Genomic DNA, 18388 nt, shown 5'->3' with positions numbered 1-18388 from the left:
CTATTTATATGGATGACATGAGCATTCAATGGTTCGATAGGGAATCCCTAGATCGTGCAATTATAGATCTCATTCAAGATGTGGATGTTGTGCTTGATATAGGGTGTGGAATTCGTCCTCAGAGTTTTTTCCATCCCAAATTGCACATTTGCTGCGAACCCCACCTGGAATACGTCCAAGACCTCCAAGGTCGCTTTAAAGGTATTTTCAATGTGGTGATTGTTCAAGAGGAAGCACAAAATTTGGTAAGAATGATGCCCGATCAATCGGTAGACAGCATTTTTTTACTGGATGTTGTCGAGCATTTGGAAAAAGAGTCTGGGCGAAGTTTAATTTCAGAGTGTGAACGAATTGCAAGAAGGCAAATTATAGTGTTCACGCCACTGGGATTTGTTCCCCAGGAATACAAAGCGGGAGAAGAGGACGCATGGGGTTTTCGGGGAGGACAATGGCAGGCACATAAATCAGGATGGACCCCAAACGATTTCGATTCCAAGTGGGAAGTTCTCGCTTCAAAAAAATACCATACCACTGATGCCAAAGGTGAAGCCCTTGAACCCCCCTTTGGTGCATTTTGGGCTATAAAGGAGCGAAAAATTGATGCCTTGCCTGTAAAATTAGGGGTCCTTTCTCACATTTTACCCCCATCTCCTTCAGGACAGGCAATGGTTTTATATCGATTATTTCGTGATTTTGATCCAAAAGGATATTGCTTAATTTCAAAAACAAAATACGAGTTTGATCCCTATGATTGGAGACAGAAATCGGAATCAAAATTGTTGTCAAAATACCTGCACCTTCCCCCAGAAAATCAAATGAAGGGATTAAGGTCTTTCATTTTTAGGAATTTCCTGAAACCCCTTAGCGCTTTTTATCAGGTTTATCAACGGGCGAAAAACATCCTTCGCTTAATTAGACAAGAGAAATGCGATGCCCTTTTGGCCTGTACAGGAGACCAATACGATTTACCAGCCGGATATTTAGCCGCACGGATGGCAAATATCAAGTTTTACGTTTACATATTTGATGATTTCAGGGGCCAATGGATTAATCCTATTTCTCGCAGATTTGCACGGTGGGTGGAACCCGTTGTCATCAGGGGTGCATCAGGAGTGATTGTACCCAACGAGTATTTATTTGACCAATATCGATCGAGATATAAAATTACCCCTTTGGTTGTACACAACCCTTGTGAGATTCCGGTAAAGGAGGAAAAGAAGGAGTCCATCCGGTACAGTTTAAACCAACCCGTCCAAATGGTTTACACTGGGGCTGTCTACCAGGCGCATTACGACGCATTTCAACGGTTAATTGGCGCCCTTCAGCTCATCGAACGCTATAAAATAAATTTGTATGTATATACCTCTCAGCCCTTTAAAAAACTTGAGCAGGAAGGAATTTGTGGTCCGGTGATTTACAAAGGTCACCAGTTGCCCTCAGTTATTTCTAAAGTCCAGCAAAAAGCAGATATCCTTTTTTTACCCTTGGCCTTTGATTCTCCTTTTCCAGATGTTATCAGAACATCCGCTCCTGGGAAGCTGGGGGAATATTTGGTCAGCGGCCGTCCTATTTTAGTCCATGCTCCGGAAAATTCGTTTTTGGCTCAATATTTTAAGCACCATCAGTGCGGATGGGTTGTGGATCAAAAAGACCCTGTGCAGCTAAGGGACACCATATATTCTATTTTAGAAAATGAAAGTGTAAGGGAAAAGCTGATTAAAAATGCACGTAATCGTGCCATAGAGGATTTTGGGTTAGAAAAAGTTAGGTTAAATTTCTTGAAACTTTTTGAAGAGAGAAAATAAGTGAAACTTCTCTTTGTGGCAATGCCCAATAGTATCCATACCGCAAGGTGGATCAAACAGTTGCCTAGAGATAAATGGGATATCCATCTTTTCCCAGTTGATGAGACCCATCCCCATCAATCGCTTAATAAAGTAACGGTCCACCCATTTTTCCGTCGGCCGTCAGGGGGGTTGGATCCCAGTTTGGTTCAAACGGGATGGTGGTTTCCTTTTGATAAGGGGAGAACCCGGTTTTCAGCCGGTTTGGAAAAAATGTGGCCGAATAAGTTTAGCCAATCTTCCCGTCTCGTATCAAAAATCCAGAAAATCAAGCCTGATATTGTTCACTCACTTGAAATTCAACATGCAGGGTATTTGACTTTGGAAGCACGAGAAAAATTGGGTGGGGAGTTTCCGCCCTGGATTGCCACCAATTGGGGAAGCGATATTTATCTCTTTGGACGTTTATCAGAACACGCTGATCGCATTCGAAGGGTTTTATCGGCCTGTAACTACTACACATGCGAATGTCAAAGGGATGTGAAATTGGCCTGGTCCTTTGGGTTTAAAGGAGAAGCCCTTCCCACACTGCCTAATTCAGGAGGGTTCGCCTTAGAAAAATTAGAAAAATTTCGAGGAGTTGGTCCCACTTCCTCAAGACGCCTAATTTTGTTAAAAGGTTACCAAGGATGGGCGGGGAGGGCACTGGTTGGCCTCCGGGCCATTGAACTCTGTGCAGATAAACTTAGAGGATACCGAATTGGAGTTTTTTCATCTGGCCGAGATGTCCAAATCGCAGCAGAATTGGTTTCCCAAACCACAGGAATACCCATTGAAATTATTCCTTATTGCTCCCATGAGGAAATGTTGCGTTTGCATGGACAAGCCAGAATTTCCATCGGTTTGAGTATCAGTGATGCAATAAGCACTTCCTTGCTTGAAGCAATGGTGATGGGTTCCTTTCCTATTCAATCTAACACAAGTTGTGCTTATGAGTGGGTCCAGCATAATGAGACGGCTCTCCTGGTTCATCCGGAGGACCCTCAGGTCATTGCCAATGCCATCCAGCTTGCCATTTCGGATGATCCATTGGTTGACCATGCTTCCGATTTGAATCATCGGACCATATTAAATCGACTCAATTATACGGTTATTCAATCCCAAGTCATTTCTATGTATGAAAAAGTATTAAATCATAGAGGAACAAACTAGAAAATGGGGTTTTTGCCAGTATTAGAAAAAGTAAACATTGTAAAACGAAGGCTGATTTTCTTATTTAAAGTTTTAATCCATGTAACCTCTGTCAGATGGAAAAAAATAACCTGGAAACCCATTCCTAATCCAAAAAATAAAAAAAATGAGAAAATTTTTGTTACAGGTGTATATGGAAGTGGAAAAACCTTTTTTGCGAAAAAATATGCGAAAGAACAAAATGTACCTTATATCAGTTTTGATAACCAGTTTGTCTATCATAAGAAAGAAAATCAAAGTCAATTTATTTTAAACAACTTACCCCCTTCTTTTATGATGGATGCCATTCCAATTGATGAAAAAGGGACTTGGTCAGATTTTTTCGAATATGCGGCAATCAATAATCCTCTGGTGATTTATGTGTATTGTCCAAACGAACAGGAATGGGTAAGGAGAGTTTTCGAAAAGGCGAAAAAGAGAGAAGTTCTAGCAAAAAAAGGTATAAGAAATATCCTAAAAAATTTTCGGGGTTATGTCCGTGCAAAGGTTTCGTGGTGGAAATTCATGATTGAACGAAGTGTGCAATTTGAACGAAAAGAGGTCCTGCGATATTTATCGGAATATCGAAATTCCTTTTATTTTACTTTACCCGGAATGAAAAGGTTTGAAAATATACTTTTTTATGATTCCTTTCGTAATGAATTTACAACGGAAGGGGAGATGTTAAACCGTATTCAATATGATGCATTTCGATTAAAAACCCGATTAAATGAGTTAGAAGGACAATATGATGTTGGCTATCAGGATATTGAAGTTATTGGTTTTGTTGGTTATTCAAATTCATTTAAAACGTGGAACCATATTAAAGACCTAGTAGATTGGAAAGGAGCAAGGGTCGTTGATTTGGGCTGTTTCCATGGATATTTTTGTTTCAAAGTGGAGGAATGTGGGGGGATTGTATCCGGGTTGGACCGAAGCTCAACGGCGTTGGAAACAGCGCGAATGATCAATCAAGTGAGGGGAGGCCATGTGGTTTTTAAGGAATGGATCGGGGGTGACGATATTCCGGAATGTGATGTCATTATGTGTTTGAATGTTTTGCATCATTATGGGGATGCCACGCTCCAAGAAAAGGCGTTATCCAAAATGAAATGTAAAAAGGCTGTTTTTGAAATCAATGAAAGTCAAAGACCCTTGATTGAGAAATACTTTGAAGGAATAAAAGAATTTCCCTCCCACCGGAAACATCGAATTATTTTATTGGCAAATTCCCTGGAATGTTCCGGAAGGGAAAATTCCTCTGTTTCAGAAATGAGAATTCACCAGACTTAATTTCATTGAAATGAACGGAAACTCAAGGAAAAGTTTGGTCAGGAAAAATGATGGGAATTTTTAAGAGAATAATTAAAAACAGACTGATTGCTCCTTTTTTATTTTGGGGTCACAAAAAGTTGACCTCTTATTTGGTGGACCATTTTAAACAGGTGGCCCAGACGGGGGTGGGCAGTGACCTCTGTTTAAAAAAAGGTTTTCTCCCCTTGCCAATTCACTTTTATTCACCGATCCCCGATTTAGAAGAATTAGAAAGCAGACGGGTTTGGGATCGCAAAAGTGAACTGGCTGGATTGAATTTTAATTGCAGTCAGCAGGGTCAATTTTTACAAAAGGTGGGAAGGGAGTTTGGGGATGAATGCCATTGGCCCCCTCAACCCGTGGGGAATGAGGAAGGATTTTTTACTGAAAATGGGTCCTTTAGTTTTGGCTGCGCAGCCAGCACCCATTGTATGATCCGCCATTTTAAACCTGCTCAAGTAATTGAAATTGGCTCAGGAAATTCTTCCAAGGTTATTTTAGATGCCATCCAACTGAACCGGAAAATGTTTGGAAGTTCCTTTGGATACACCATCGTGGACCCATACCCCAAAACCGAGATTGAAAAAAAAATGTCCCCTGTAGCTCGCATTATCAAACAAGGGGTGGAAATCCAAGATTTAAAACTTTTTGAGGAATTGAATAAAAACGATATTTTATTTATTGATTCAGGGCATACGGTTCGTACTGGAAGCGATGTGAATTTTTTAATTTTAGAGGTTTTGCCCCGCTTGTCTTCCGGTGTGGTGGTCCATTTCCACGATATTGGCCTTCCCTATGAATATCCTAAGGTCTATGCCACCAATCCCCATTTTCGAATGTTTTGGACCGAAGCCTATTTATTGCAATCCTTTCTGTGTTTAAACCGTGATTATGAAATTTTATTGCCCATGGGTTTTTTGATGACCGAACGGATCAAAGAGTTCCAGGCTGCATTTCCTCATTATGACCCCCAAAAACATTTGGCAACCAGTGGAAGCTTTTGGATTAGAAGAGTTGGGGACAGGAGAGATAACCCATGAGGATTTTGGTTTTAGGGGCCAATGGAATGCTGGGACATAAATTAATGCAGGTTTTCTCCTCCAAGTTTGAGGTTTGGGGTACGGTCCGGGGTGACGTTTTAAAATTCGAGGGACACCCAGTCCTGTCCCCTTCCAATTTGGTTGGAAATGTGCGGGCAGAACAGTTTGAAACGGTCAAAAAAGCTATTGGGGAATTGAATCCCTCTATTGTGGTAAATGGAATTGGGCTAGTGAAGCAACGGCGTCTAGGGAGTAATCCCCAGTCTGCCATAATGATTAATGCCTTGTTTCCCCATCAATTGGCTCAGGTCTGCGAATTAAACCAGGTAAAAATGATTCATATTAGTACGGATTGTGTTTTTTCGGGAAAGGTTGGCAATTATTCAGAATTGGATATTCCTGATGGACCGGATCTGTATGGAAGGACCAAATTACTAGGGGAAGTTACCGGGCCAAAGGCATTGACCTTTCGAACGTCCCTAATTGGGCGGGAGCTCCTGGGTGCCAGCGGGTTGGTGGAGTGGTTTTTGAGTCAGCAAGGAAAAGAAGTGTGGGGTTATTCCCGTTCCATTTTCAGTGGTTTTACGACACAGGCCTTTGGAAAGTTTCTTTTAGATGTAATTGAGAACCATGGAGATCTCCAAGGGATTTGGCATATCTCCTCCGACCCCATTAGTAAGTACGACCTTCTTCAACTGTTCAAAAAATATTTTAAAATCAGCATTCATATTAACGGCAATGAGACCCTCTGTTGCGACCGGAGTTTAAACAGCGGCCGGTTCCGTTCTAAATTTGGATTTTTACCTCCGACTTGGCAAGAGATGGTTCAACAATTAGCTGAAGATCCCACCCCCTATCACCAAATGAGGAGGATTCATGTTAACCAATAAAAGGGTTGTTGTGACCGGTGGAACCGGATCTTTAGGGAAGGTCCTGGTTAGGCGAATATTAACCGGAGAATTTGGGACCCCAAAACAGATCACCGTGTTTTCCCGTGATGAAGCAAAGCAACATGAAATGAGATTGGAATACCAAAACCTTAAATTTGCAACGGATGAGGTCATTTACCGGAACTTCGAACATCTATTGCGCTTCCATATCGGTGACGTTAGGGATCGACATAGTATCGGTGCCATGTTGAGGGAATCGGATGTTGTCTTTAATGCCGCCGCACTGAAACAGGTTCCGACGTGTGAATATTTTCCATTCGAAGCGGTTCAGACCAATATTTTGGGAGCAGAAAACATTGTCCGTGAAATTCGAGACCGCGATCTACCCGTAGAGACTGTGGTGGGAATTTCTACGGATAAGGCATGTAAACCGGTCAATGTCATGGGGATGACGAAGGCGGTTCAGGAAAGGATTTTTATTCGTGCCAACCTGGATTGTCATAAAACCCGTTTCGTTTGTGTTCGGTACGGGAATGTTCTCGCATCACGGGGTTCTGTAATTCCATTGTTTCAAAACCAGATTTCCAATGGGGGGCCTGTGACCATCACCACTCCGGAAATGACACGGTTTTTATTGGACTTAGATCAGGCAGTGGATACCATTTTTGCTGCCTATCAACATGCCCACCGAGGGGAAACTTATGTTCCCATGGTTCCATCCGCCCGCGTGGTGGATATTACGGAAACCCTCATCGATAAACGCCCGATCCAAACGGTGGTTACAGGAATCCGTCCGGGAGAAAAAATACATGAATCGCTGGTTTCAGAGGAAGAAGCGCATCGCACCATTCAACGAGGGAATTTCTATGTCATTTTTCCCATTTTGCCGGAACTCCGGTCACCTTTATCTTCTGAAAAACCCATCGGAAATGAGTTTAGTTCTGCCCATCATGTGATGACCAAAGAGGCCCTGGAAGAATTGCTAAAGAAATGCAATTACTTGAAACCCCATTCCACAGGGATCAAAGAAAATTTAAAGGTATGAAAATCCTTACACTTCTCGGCACAAGGCCCGAAATTATTCGCCTCAGTTTAATTATGAAAAGTTTGGATGAGGTTTGCGACCATGTCTTGGTTCATAGTGGGCAGAATTTTGAACCCACTTTGAGTGATGTCTTTTTTAAAGACCTGGCCATTCGAAGGCCAAATTATTACCTGGGGGTAAGGGGCAGTTCATTTGGGGAGCAGTTGGCCAAAATTCTAGTGGAGAGTGAAAAGGTTTTGACTAAAGAAAAACCGGATCGCTTTTTGATTTTAGGGGATACCAATAGCGGTCTTTCTGCTCTGGTGGCTAAACGTTTGGGGATTCGGGTTTTTCATATGGAAGCAGGAAACCGTTGTTTTGACGATCGCGTTCCCGAGGAAATCAACCGCCGCACCATTGATCATTGTAGCGATATTTTAATGCCCTATACGGAACGAAGTCGCGCCAATTTACTGAGAGAAGGGATACCGGGTCACCGTATTTTTGTAACGGGTAACCCGATTTTTGAAGTGATTCGTTTTTATGATTCGAAAATCCAGCGGTCACCCATCTTAGGAAATCTTGGCCTGACATCCGGGGGGTATTTTCTGGTGACCACGCATCGAGCTGAAAATGTAGATGTAGAGAGTCGTTTGAGGAGCCTATTTAAAGGGCTTGATCAATTACAGCGAGAGTACCAGGTTCCCATCATTTTAAGTGCACATCCTCGGCTGAAAGACCGGGTCAAGCAATTTGGATTTCAGAACCAAAACGAAAAAATTCATTTTCATTCTCCTTTTTCTTTTTTTGATTTTATTGCTTTGGAGAGACAAGCCCTTTGTGTTTTAAGTGACAGCGGTACCGTCCAAGAGGAGTGTTCCATTCTAAAGGTTCCAAATGTCACCATCCGAGATACAACCGAAAGGCCCGAAACCATTGAAACCGGGAGCGGAATCCTAAGCGGGGTGGAACCGGATCGTATCCTAGCTTGTGTCAAAGTTTCTCTCTATCAAAAAGGAAAGGGGTTGCCTCCCGAGGAGTATACCAGGGAAAATGTTTCTTCAACTGTCGTGAAAATTTTATTGGGGGCTGAAGGGGAAAAGGGCGAATGAGAGAGGAAGCTAAAAGGATACAAATTTCATTCAGGTAAGGAGAAATCTAAAATTCAGGATAAACGTTACCGATTATTATTCGTTTCCCATAGTATGCAAATGGGGGGAGCTGAGCGAACCTTATTTCAGATTATGAAAAACCTGAATCCGAAATTATTTGAACTTTACCTGGCGGCACCCCAGGGTCCTTTTTTTGAATTTTTTCGTCCACTTTGCCGTGAGGTATTTTTTTTAACCCCGGGATATTTTCCCGTTCGCTTTAGACCCTTAGCTTATTTAAGGGGGTTTTATGCTCTTGCACGCAATTTCTACAAGGTGAGATTTCTAATGAAAGAGGTGTCCTTCGATCTTGTTTTTAGTAATACCAGTGTAATTCTTCATGGACTTTTGGCTGCCAAGGTTTTTAAAATTCCCCATATTACCATGGCCCATGAAATCCTTTTGCCTTCTTTTTTTCGGTTTTTTATCTCCAAGATGTTGAGGGTTTTCAGTGCTCGGGTAATGGTTCAATCCAATGCCGTTGCCAAACATTTATTTCTAGATGGTGTGTTTCCCAATTTGGTAAAAATTCCCGCGGGGGTGAGTTTAAACGGGGATTTTCAAAATGGGTCCCGAGAGGACCAGATTTTTAAGGATATTCCCTCCGAAAGGCCTTTGATTGGATTAGTGGGATTGGTGGAACCCACGAAAGGGATTGATCGGTTTTTAAAAATGGCAGTAGAGGTTTTAGAAAAAATCCCTCAAGCTTTATTTTTGGTTGTTGGCAAATACGATTCCAAGTCTTTTTATTATCGGCGGTTATTAACCCTCCGACGAAAATTGGGGTTGGACCACCGGCTTATTTTTACCGGCCCCATTTACCGAATACAGGAATTGCTGAGGCGTTTAGATATTTTAGTCGTGACTTCAATTAATGAAAGTTTATCTTTGGTCAGTTTGGAAGCCAGCGCCAACGGAATTCCCGTTGTTGCTTTTGATGTGGGCGGAATTTCGGAAGTAGTGCACCACGGGGTTACCGGTTGTTTGATTCCATCTGGAGATATTCAGTCCATGGCCCTTACAGTAACTTCTTTGGTTCAAAATGAAAAGCTGAGAAAACAAATGGGTTTAGAGGGGAAAAAATGGGTCCATAACCGGTTTAATTTGGAAGATCAAAAAGGGAAATTGGAGGAAGCCTTTCTCAAAATCCTTTCTTAAAAAGATATAAAAATTTTAGGTGGGCCCTTTGGAGTTACCAGGGGTTAAAAAAAATTTCCCATTCATTAATTAATAAGGATTTTAAACAGGTTACCATGGTGAAGGTAAAGACGCCCATTCGAACAACGGTGGTTATAGTTAATTGGAATGGGGGGAGTTATTTGCGGAATTGTATTCAATCCATCCATTCTCAAACGGTTTTTCCCTTAGAGATTATCGTTGTGGATAATCATTCCACCGATGAATCCTTAAAGGTGTTGGGGAAGGAAAAAAACCTGGTTACCATTTGCAATGAAGAAAACCGGGGGTTTAGTGTTGCTTGTAACCAAGGAATCCGGCTGGGAAAGGGGACCCATTTCTTGATCCTAAACTCCGATACCGAATTGGAAAGAAATTATGTTGAAAAAATGGAAGAAGTACTTGCATGGGATGAACGAATTGGGATGGTAACTGGCCGAATTCTACGGTTTGACCGGTTTTTCATTGATTCCTGTGGCCAAATCCTTGGAAGAAATAGACGGGCAATTGAATTGGGGTATGGCCAAAGGAATCAAGATCAGTTTCAAAAACCGGGGGAGGTTTTCTCCATTTGTGGGGCTGTCGCTTTTTATCGAAAAGAAATGTTGGAAGATATTGGAATACCAGGAGAGTACTTTGACGAAGATTTTTTTGCCTTTTATGAGGATATTGATTTGGGATGGAGGGCTCGAAACCGGGGATGGAAGGGGTTTTATACCCCCCATGCCCTTGCCTATCACTGCCGGGGGGGAACCAATTCCCCAAAAAGTAAACATTCATGGTTTTTTTCTCGCTTCGAATTTACCCGCCGTCCCCGTTCCATTCAAGTGGATATTGTTCTAAACCGTTATTTGACAATAATAAAAAATGACCGCATGGGGAATTTTCTGAGGGATTTACCTTTTATTCTCTTCTATGAAATCCTTTTATGGGGTTATATTTTTATTTTTCGTCCCGTATTGGTTTTGGATATTTTAAAGAAAATGCATCTGGTGAAAAGGGCCTTTATGAAGCGAAAAATGATTCAAAATAAAAACCACCCTTTTGTTAATTTTGAGCATAAAACCGTGTCATGATCTTCCATCTCCTTGGTTTTGCAATTGCATTTCTGGTGTCTTTATACGGAACACCCATTGCCCGAAAAGCTGCTTTAAAGTTTGGGATTGTGGACAAACCGGATGGGCATTTAAAAAGCCATAGGGAACCTGTTCCCTATTTGGGGGGCTTATCTATCTATTTGGCTTTTCTATTAAGTCTCTCTTTTACCTTTTCTTTTAGCCAGGAAGTTTTGGGAATCATCTTATCCGGAACCTTGGTCCTGATCCTTGGGTTAATTGACGATTTAGGGGTTTTATCACCGCAGGTTAAATTAGTCGGACAATTTATTGCCATTTTTATTTTGATCAAAAGTGGAATTTATATTCAACTGGCATTTTTGCCGTTTTGGTTGCAGGTCACCTTAACGGTGATTTGGCTTATTGTTCTGGTCAATGCGTTTAATTTAATTGATGTGATGGACGGGTTATCAGCAGGGGTTGCCTGTCTTTCCGCTTTGGTTCTATTTTTCATTTCTGCTTTGAACGGGGCTGAAATGATAGCCATGATGTCAATCACTCTTTGTGGGAGTCTTTTGGGTTTCCTTCGGTATAATTTCCGGCCTGCAAAAATTTTTATGGGAGACTGCGGAAGCCTTTTTGTGGGTCTAATGCTTGGAGCTTTGGCGATGAATGGAAGCTATACTCAGATCAATACCGTTGCAATGCTGGCCCCTATTTTTATTTTGGGAGTTCCGATTTTTGATACCTTTTTTGTTTCCTATATTCGTTTTCGCAGGGGCATGTCAATTTTTAAAGGAAGCCAGGACCATTTTGCCCTTAGGCTTCGAAAATGGGCACTTTCTGTGGAGCAGACGGTTTTATTGAGTTATGGGGTTACCCTGGTTTTGGGTCTTTTGGGAATTCTATTAATTCAGGTTTCTATAGAAAAAGCCGTTTTCTTAGTAGGGATTACCTTTTTGGTTTTAACCTTGGTCGGTTTTTTTCTAAAACGAATTGATATGAAATTGTAGGTGGGGATCGCTCCGCATCGCTGTGACCCTTGATTTGTCATTCCCGAATGATTTTATCGGGCCTGCCTGCCGGCAGGCAGGAATCCAGGCTCTTTAGAATCAACGTTTCCTGGATTCCCGTTTACACGGGAATGACGACAAAAAGATCAAAAACGTTTTCACCCTGTTAGAAGAAGCGCAGAGGGCGTTATGTCAAAAAGAATCGTTATCATTGGTGGAGGATTGGCCGGACTCAGCACGGCTTATCACCTCGACGGCGCCTCCTATGAACTCTATGAAAAGGGGGATCGGGTGGGGGGGCTTTGTCGTTCTTCCAAAGTGGATGGATTTACATTTGATTTTACTGGCCACCTTCTTCATTTTCGGAAACCAGAAATTAAAACCCTCGTGGAAAATCTGATGAAGGGCCAATTGGGTGGCCATGGAAGGGAATCTTATATTTTCTCCAAGGGTGTATTTACTTCTTATCCATTTCAAGCCAATACTCACGGCCTTCCCCCCGAGGTGATTAAAGAATGTCTTTTGGGTTTTGTTGAGTCCCTAATTCAACAAAATCAATTGAACGTTTTCCCCAATTCGAATGACGGCCGAAAAAATACCCAAAATGGATTTTCATTTGAAGCGTGGATTCACCAAACCTTTGGTGAAGGGATTGCACGCCATTTTATGGTCCCTTTTAATGAAAAATTATGGCAAAGACCCTTAACCCAATTAACCAGTGATTGGGTTTCATGGCTTGTTCCGAAACCCAACTTAGAGGATGTTATCAATGGGGCCTTGGGACTCACTCGGAGGGATTTGGGTTATAACCCCTCATTTTTTTATCCCAAAAAAGGTGGAATTGAAACCCTTCCCCGGATGATGGCCAAAAACCTGTCCCATATTTATCTTGGAGAAGAGATTGATGCTGTGAGCCTCAAGAAAAAAAATATCAAGCTCAAGAGTGGGAGGACGGTGGATTTTGATATTCTGGTGTCAACAATGCCTCTTCCTGAGTTCATTCAATGTTGTAATGACCTTCCACCACGCATGAAAAAAATCGCATCAGGTCTGGAATATATTTCCGTTTATAATGTGAATTTAGGTGTGAACCGAGATGGATTATCTAAAAAACATTGGGTTTATTTTCCCGAGAAAGAGTTCCCCTTTTACCGGGTGGGTTTTCCAATGAATTTTTCCCCTTCCCTAGCCCCAAAGGGGAGGAGTTCCCTTTATGTAGAAATATCCCATCTTCCCAATGTTTTGATTCCCAAGGAGGTGTTGCTTGGGGAAGTGAGACGGGGTTTGGTTCGGTCCGGAATTTTAAAGGAGAAAGATGAGATCGTGGTTTCCCAAATTCAAAACATTGACTATGCTTATGTCATCTTTAACGGTTACCGGCAAAAACATCTTTCCCCTCTTCTTCAAAATTTAAAAAAGCGGGGAATTTTTTCCATCGGGCGGTATGGGGCCTGGGAACACACCTCCATGGAGGATGCGATTTACCAAGGAAAACAGACTGCCCAAGAAATTATGGAAAATAAAAGCGGGGAGGATGATTGAAGAAAGGGGCTTTGGTTTTTGTCGTTACAAAACTGGAATTGGGGGGAGCCCAGAAAATGGCCCTTTCCCTTCTGAGGGGAATGAGAGAGAAGGGGGTGGATTTATATTTGATTACGGGGACGGGTGGAATCCTTGAACCCGAAGCCCAGGACATTCCCGGTTTAACCATTTTTTTTGTTTCAGACCTGGTTCGCCCGATCAACCCAATTAAAGATTTCCTGGCTTTTTGTCATATTTATTGGTTTATCAGGCGAATTAAAAAAGGCTTATTTCCCCTTTCGCAAATCATTGTTCATACCCACAGTTCAAAAGCCGGTATATTGGGTAGATGGGCTGCTTTTTTTGCCGGGGTTTCCCTGATATTTCATACCTATCATGGGTTTGGTTTCCACGATCGCCAGAATATATTTTTGAGAAAATGTCTGGTTTTTGTGGAAAAGCTCACATCTTTAATTACCGATCGAATAATCGGTGTTTCCCACGCCAATATTCAAAAAGGAGAAACATTAGGAATCTTAAAACCGGAAAAAACCCTTTTGGTTCATTATGGGATCGATCTGTCTGCTTTCAAACGGAATGGCCACTCTTCTTTTAATTTAAAAAGTGGTTTGGGTTTTCCTCCCGATGCCCCACTGGTGGGAATGATTGCCTGCTTTAAACCCCAAAAAGCTCCTCTTGATTTTGTTCGAATGGCCCAAATGGTTCAACGGGAGATTCCCCAATGTTTATTTGTGATGATAGGGGACGGTGTCTTAAGGCCTATCATTGAGAAAACCATTCGAGACCTTGGGCTGAAAGATAAAATTTTTCTATTAGGGTGGAGAGAGGATATTCCTGACCTTTTCGGTATCATGGATATTTTTGTATTAACCTCTCTTTGGGAAGGAATGCCAATTTGCCTTTTGGAGGCTTCGGCCAGCGGAATTCCAATTGTGGCGACCCATGTGGATGGAACTCCTGAAGTTGTTCAAAACGGAGGGAATGGTTTTCTGGTTTCCCCGAGGGATGTGGCCGGAATGAGCCGTTTCGTAATTCAACTTTTAAAGGATCAGCCGGGTGCGAAAAAGATGGGGAAAAAGGGTCAACAGATAGTCAAGTCTTTTGAAATTAATCGTATGGTTCAAACCCATCAAAATTTATATTTTAAAGAAATCCTTTAAGGGTAGAAAATTTGAAAAAGGAAATCCCAATCGTTTTTTTATTTTTTTCTTTACCTTTTATTTAATTTACCCTTATACTGCATTCCCAGTTTTGAATTGGGGTTCCTATTTGGAGCTGGAGAATTTCGGATAATAATCAAAAAACATCTTTAAACACTAGGGAGGATTTGTGAAGGTACCTTTTTTTGATTTAAAATTACAATATCAATCGATTCATAAAGAAGTCGAGGGCGTTCTGAAAGACATTTTTGAAGAGCAGGGGTTTATTTTAGGGCCCCGAGTTAAAGAATTTGAAAAAAAAATGGCTTCCTATCTAGGGGTTCGAAATGCGGTTGGTGTAGCATCTGGCACCGATTCCCTTTACTTGTCCCTCATGGCTTTAGGCGTCCAACCCGGGGATGAGGTTATAACGACTCCTTTTACCTTTTTTGCCACTGCGGGTGTGATCAGCCGTTTGGGAGCAACCCCGGTTTTCGTCGATATTGATCCTAACACTTTTTTAATGAATCCTTCCCAAGTTGAAGAAGTGATGACCCCTAACGCCAAGGCCGTTATTCCTGTTCATCTTTTCGGTTTGATGGTTGATCTGAAGCCCTTAAAGGTGTTGTCGGAGGAAGAAGAGCTTTTTATCATTGAAGATGTCGCTCAAGCCACCGGGGCTCGGGATGGTTCCGAAATGGCCGGAACGGTGGGGACTTTTGGTTGTTTTAGTTTTTTCCCTTCGAAGAATTTGGGAGGGGCTGGAGATGGAGGTTTAATCACCACTCAGAGTGATTCTTATGGAGATTTGATCCGAAGACTTCGGGTTCACGGAAGCGCTGAGGGTTATTTTCATACAGAAGTGGGAATCAATAGCCGTTTGGATGTTCTTCAAGCAGCCATTCTAGAAATTAAACTTAAATTTCTGGAGCAATGGAATAAACAACGTCGAGAAAATGCTGAACGATACGCAGAAATGTTTCAAAGCGCGGGGTTAGGAGAAAAAATTTCCATTCCCCAGGTCCGGGAGGGATGTACCCACGTTTTTAACCAGTATGTGATAAAAACGGACCAGCGGGATAAATTAAAAACTTTTTTAAATGATAAGGAAATCGGAACGGCAGTATACTACCCCCTTCCCCTCCATCTCCAACCTTGTTTTAAAAACCTTGGGTATAAAGAAGGAGATTTTCCTGTTTCTGAGAATGCGGCCCGAACGGTTCTTGCCTTACCCATTTTCCCTGAGCTGGAGGTTGAACAACAAGCTTTTATTGTTGAGACCATTTCTGAGTTTTTCAAGAAATCGTGAGTTTCCAAACCTTTTTTAAATAAACAATTCCATAAATTCAAGAACTTAAAAAAAAGATTTCCTTTCTTTTTTAAGATTCCTTATTCTTGACCGATCACCTCATCCAACGGAAAAGGATAGGGAGCGCCCTATTCCGACACTGCGTGCAAATCAAGTGATCACAAGCACCACCAACCCAAAAATTAAGTTTTATCGGTCTCTTAGAAATCAAAAAAAGAGCCGTATGGAAGGTTTATGCACGGCTGAAGGAATCCGGTTGGGGGAGGAAGCCTGTCAGGTTCCGGGATTAATCCAGCAGGTTTTTTTCAGTGACCGGTGCAGAGAAAATAAAAGGGGATCCCAGTTAATTCAAACGGTTTCAAGGCTTGGTTTTCCAATGTTTTGTGTTTCCGAAAGGGTGGCTGGTTTTTTATCGGAAACCCAACAGAATCAGGGGATTTTTATTATTTTTAAACGGGTGGAAGGGGTGGTTCAAAACATCTTATCAAAGTCAGGATTTTTTGGGGTTTTGTTAGTGGATCTTCAGGACCCTGGAAATTTTGGTTCCCTCATCAGGGTTTCGGAGGCCTCGGGGATAACAGGGGTTCTGTATACACAAAAGGGGGTGGATCCTTTCCACCCTAAAGTGGTTCGGTCTTCCATGGGAAGTCTTTTCCGAATTCCCTTGGGAGCGGTAAATGATGTGTTCGGCGTACTGTCCCATTGCAGGGAAAGAGGAATACAAACGGTTTCCACAGGAATTCAAAGCCAAACACCTTATTACGACATAGATTTTAAAAACCCTACCTTATTAGTATTTGGGCAGGAGGGTTCAGGGTTACCAGAACAGGTAATGGAAAAAACGGATTTTTCAGCCTCCATTCCAATGAAAACACCGGTAGATTCTTTAAATGTAGCGGTTTCTGCAGGGATTATTTTTTATGAGGCGGCACGCCAAAGAGGGGTTTTGAAGCGAAATTAAAAACTGACATTGGCCCTTAAGGAATAGGTGGAAATATTGGCATAGGCAGCTTCGGCCACCAAAGAAAAGAGGAGAAACGTTGTCTTTACCCCAACAAAGCCTTTGGTTTCATTCAGATTTTCGTTTTCAAGAGTGACTAGGTTTGAATTCTCTTGGGTTCTAATCCAAACTTGTCCTAAACCCGCATAAGGGGTTAAAAAAGCGAACCCTTTGCTGACTGAAACATCCACCCCGTAGGTTTCAAGATCGATATCCGAAACACCCAGAAGCCGTGTGTAGTTGGCCCGGATGGCTGCGGCAGGTGTAACGGTGCTCCCTTCCAGTAGTGCCCATTTTACCTCTCCCCCGATTAAAGCAATGTTTGAATCGGGAATTTGAGAATAAATGAGACCCAAATCAACATTAAAAGGAAGTCCCTTTTGAATATGGAGTTTGGGAATGGGAAGGTAATTAGGAGGATTTCCATCTACAAATAGTTTTTTCCAATATCCTGCCTCATCGCTAATGTTAGCTGCTGTTACCTCAAGACCGATATCAAACCCAGTGATTCCAAGGGGTTCGGCCGGGGCCAAGGGGGCGTAGCTCAAAGCTATTCCAGCCTCTCTTGAGAACTGTTTAAAATCATCTTGATCAAAAAAAGGATCAGGAATTTGTAAATCATTCCCCCCAGCCCAACCAGAGGAGGCGATTATAAAGGTTAAAAGGAAAGCAAAAAAGGCGAAGTGGCTTTTGTAATTAAGCATAAAGGGGTTCTCCCAGCGGTTTCTTAGAATTCTTCTTCCTTGTTGAAATTTTAAAGGAAAAGGTTGAAAAAAGACCTTGACAATGGCTAATTAGCTATATAAGATATAGCATTTTTCTTGAAGACCCATTTTTTGGTTTTTAACTAAGGTCCTTCCAAAGAAATACCCATTGATAGAAATTCATATCATATGTTGGGAATTTTGTAAAGTATTGGGTCCGCAGTTTGGGTTTTTAAGAGGCGGGAGGCAGCCTTTTCCTTGCCGATGTAGCTCAATTGGCAGAGCAACTGATTTGTAATCAGTAGGTTGGAGGTTCAAGTCCTCTCATCGGCTCCATGCACGTTTTGATAAACCGTGGGATTGAGGTGGATGAAATTTTTTCAAGCCTAATCAAAAAGGGGAGGTTCCCGAGTGGACAAAGGGAACAGACTGTAAATCTGTCGCCGTAGGCTTCGGAGGTTCGAATCCTCCCCTCCCCACTTTTATTCGAATTAAACGCTTTAAACCGTTTAAACGGTTCAAGCAGTTTAATTTTGCGGGAATAGCTCAGTTGGCTAGAGCGCCAGCCTTCCAAGCTGGGGGTCGCGGGTTCGAATCCCGTTTCCCGCTCCAGTTTGGGTTCATCTTGAACCGGTAGGCCTAATGTGGGAAATAGAGAAACCCTTTTTTGCGTGCAACTTTTCGACTGGAGAGGCCCTTGTAGCTCAGTTGGTAGAGCACGTCCTTGGTAAGGACGAGGTCACCGGTTCGATCCCGGTCGAGGGCTCCATCCCCAGGCCTGAAAAGTATCCTTAATGGTGGCTTATATTTGGACCTTTCCAAGGGTTTTAGATCGTTTGCCTATTTATTATTTTTAGGAGGTTATGTATGTCAAAAGCGAAATTTGAACGAACGAAGCCGCATTTAAATGTGGGGACGATCGGGCATGTGGATCATGGGAAGACGACGTTGACCGCGGCGATTACGAAGGTATTGGCAGAAAAGAAGATGGCGGAGTATTTAGCCTACGATAAGATC

16 protein-coding genes and 4 tRNA genes are annotated in these 18388 nt (G+C 42.2%); 19 read left to right on the top strand and 1 reads right to left on the bottom strand.

What is annotated here, in order from left to right:
- Window positions 1-8 precede the first annotated feature (8 nt).
- The 14 genes from VGB26_02665 to VGB26_02600 all read left to right on the top strand — a co-directional run bounded on the left by VGB26_02665 (window position 9) and on the right by VGB26_02600 (window position 16628).
- Window positions 9-1805, top strand: coding sequence for a glycosyltransferase (locus VGB26_02665; GenBank protein HEX9756686.1), 1797 nt, complete (start codon window positions 9-11; stop codon window positions 1803-1805).
- Window positions 1806-2996, top strand: a complete 1191-nt coding sequence (locus VGB26_02660; GenBank protein HEX9756685.1) for a glycosyltransferase — start codon at window positions 1806-1808, stop codon at window positions 2994-2996.
- A 12-nt stretch (window positions 2997-3008) separates the two neighbouring features.
- Window positions 3009-4307 carry a hypothetical protein gene (locus VGB26_02655; GenBank protein ID HEX9756684.1) on the top strand — a complete coding sequence of 433 codons (1299 nt, stop codon included), beginning with the start codon at window positions 3009-3011 and terminating at the stop codon, window positions 4305-4307.
- A gap of 119 nt (window positions 4308-4426) precedes the next feature.
- Window positions 4427-5368, top strand: a complete 942-nt coding sequence (locus tag VGB26_02650; GenBank protein HEX9756683.1) for a class I SAM-dependent methyltransferase — start codon at window positions 4427-4429, stop codon at window positions 5366-5368.
- Entirely contained in the window at window positions 5365-6258 is an 894-nt protein-coding gene (locus VGB26_02645; protein HEX9756682.1) for an SDR family oxidoreductase, read from the top strand. Before VGB26_02650 ends, VGB26_02645 begins: the two co-directional genes overlap by 4 nt.
- Window positions 6245-7303, top strand: a complete 1059-nt coding sequence (locus VGB26_02640; GenBank protein HEX9756681.1) for a polysaccharide biosynthesis protein — start codon at window positions 6245-6247, stop codon at window positions 7301-7303. The genes VGB26_02645 and VGB26_02640 overlap by 14 nt, the downstream gene beginning before the upstream one ends.
- Window positions 7300-8394, top strand: a complete 1095-nt coding sequence (gene wecB, locus VGB26_02635; GenBank protein HEX9756680.1) for a UDP-N-acetylglucosamine 2-epimerase (non-hydrolyzing) — start codon at window positions 7300-7302, stop codon at window positions 8392-8394. The genes VGB26_02640 and wecB overlap by 4 nt, the downstream gene beginning before the upstream one ends.
- Before the next feature lie 93 nt (window positions 8395-8487).
- Complete coding sequence (locus VGB26_02630) at window positions 8488-9591, top strand: glycosyltransferase family 4 protein (GenBank protein ID HEX9756679.1); 1104 nt, start codon at window positions 8488-8490, stop codon at window positions 9589-9591.
- A 95-nt stretch (window positions 9592-9686) separates the two neighbouring features.
- On the top strand, window positions 9687-10685 hold the full coding sequence (locus VGB26_02625; protein HEX9756678.1) for a glycosyltransferase family 2 protein: 999 nt from the start codon (window positions 9687-9689) through the stop codon (window positions 10683-10685).
- Window positions 10682-11677 carry an MraY family glycosyltransferase gene (locus VGB26_02620; protein HEX9756677.1) on the top strand — a complete coding sequence of 332 codons (996 nt, stop codon included), beginning with the start codon at window positions 10682-10684 and terminating at the stop codon, window positions 11675-11677. Before VGB26_02625 ends, VGB26_02620 begins: the two co-directional genes overlap by 4 nt.
- A gap of 189 nt (window positions 11678-11866) precedes the next feature.
- Window positions 11867-13219 (top strand): FAD-dependent oxidoreductase, encoded by a 1353-nt coding sequence (locus tag VGB26_02615; protein ID HEX9756676.1) that lies wholly within the window; start codon window positions 11867-11869, stop codon window positions 13217-13219.
- The gene (locus tag VGB26_02610; GenBank protein HEX9756675.1) at window positions 13216-14379 is read left to right on the top strand and encodes a glycosyltransferase family 4 protein; all 1164 of its coding nucleotides are present in this window, start codon (window positions 13216-13218) and stop codon (window positions 14377-14379) included. The genes VGB26_02615 and VGB26_02610 overlap by 4 nt, the downstream gene beginning before the upstream one ends.
- Before the next feature lie 169 nt (window positions 14380-14548).
- Window positions 14549-15667 (top strand): DegT/DnrJ/EryC1/StrS family aminotransferase, encoded by a 1119-nt coding sequence (locus VGB26_02605; protein HEX9756674.1) that lies wholly within the window; start codon window positions 14549-14551, stop codon window positions 15665-15667.
- A 223-nt stretch (window positions 15668-15890) separates the two neighbouring features.
- Window positions 15891-16628 carry an RNA methyltransferase gene (locus VGB26_02600; protein HEX9756673.1) on the top strand — a complete coding sequence of 246 codons (738 nt, stop codon included), beginning with the start codon at window positions 15891-15893 and terminating at the stop codon, window positions 16626-16628.
- On the opposite strand, the gene VGB26_02595 is transcribed toward VGB26_02600, so the two are convergent.
- A complete protein-coding gene (locus VGB26_02595; GenBank protein ID HEX9756672.1) occupies window positions 16625-17371 on the bottom strand; it encodes a hypothetical protein in 747 nt (248 codons plus the stop codon). The genes VGB26_02600 and VGB26_02595 overlap by 4 nt on opposite strands.
- A gap of 260 nt (window positions 17372-17631) precedes the next feature.
- On the opposite strand from VGB26_02595, the gene VGB26_02590 reads away from it, so the two are divergent.
- The 5 genes from VGB26_02590 to VGB26_02570 form a co-directional block, all read left to right on the top strand.
- Window positions 17632-17707 (top strand) — tRNA-Thr (locus tag VGB26_02590).
- Between the two features lie 61 nt (window positions 17708-17768).
- Window positions 17769-17850: transfer RNA gene (locus tag VGB26_02585), tRNA-Tyr, on the top strand.
- Between the two features lie 56 nt (window positions 17851-17906).
- Window positions 17907-17983, top strand: a tRNA-Gly gene (locus VGB26_02580).
- Between the two features lie 81 nt (window positions 17984-18064).
- Window positions 18065-18140, top strand: a tRNA-Thr gene (locus tag VGB26_02575).
- A gap of 98 nt (window positions 18141-18238) precedes the next feature.
- A partial coding sequence (locus VGB26_02570) for a GTP-binding protein (GenBank protein ID HEX9756671.1) occupies window positions 18239-18388 on the top strand: 150 nt, incomplete at its 3' end.

Source organism: Nitrospiria bacterium (assembly GCA_036397255.1).
In the GTDB taxonomy this organism is placed as follows: Bacteria; Nitrospirota; Nitrospiria; order DASWJH01; family DASWJH01; genus DASWJH01.
Note: the sequence above shows the minus strand (reverse complement) of the source record. Positions and strands in the feature narration are given on the sequence as shown.

Excerpts from the sequence above, each read along its gene's own strand:
- wecB (HEX9756680.1), top strand. The coding sequence starts at position 7,300 with ATGAAAATCCTTACACTTCTCGGCACAAGGCCCGAAATTATTCGCCTC.
- VGB26_02645 (HEX9756682.1), top strand. The coding sequence starts at position 5,365 with ATGAGGATTTTGGTTTTAGGGGCCAATGGAATGCTGGGACATAAATTA.
- VGB26_02640 (HEX9756681.1), top strand. The coding sequence starts at position 6,245 with ATGTTAACCAATAAAAGGGTTGTTGTGACCGGTGGAACCGGATCTTTA.
- VGB26_02665 (HEX9756686.1), top strand. The coding sequence starts at position 9 with ATGGATGACATGAGCATTCAATGGTTCGATAGGGAATCCCTAGATCGT.
- VGB26_02595 (HEX9756672.1), bottom strand. The coding sequence starts at position 17,371 with ATGCTTAATTACAAAAGCCACTTCGCCTTTTTTGCTTTCCTTTTAACC.
- VGB26_02630 (HEX9756679.1), top strand. The coding sequence starts at position 8,488 with ATGCAAATGGGGGGAGCTGAGCGAACCTTATTTCAGATTATGAAAAAC.
- VGB26_02620 (HEX9756677.1), top strand. The coding sequence starts at position 10,682 with ATGATCTTCCATCTCCTTGGTTTTGCAATTGCATTTCTGGTGTCTTTA.
- VGB26_02615 (HEX9756676.1), top strand. The coding sequence starts at position 11,867 with ATGTCAAAAAGAATCGTTATCATTGGTGGAGGATTGGCCGGACTCAGC.
- VGB26_02600 (HEX9756673.1), top strand. The coding sequence starts at position 15,891 with ATGGAAGGTTTATGCACGGCTGAAGGAATCCGGTTGGGGGAGGAAGCC.
- VGB26_02625 (HEX9756678.1), top strand. The coding sequence starts at position 9,687 with ATGGTGAAGGTAAAGACGCCCATTCGAACAACGGTGGTTATAGTTAAT.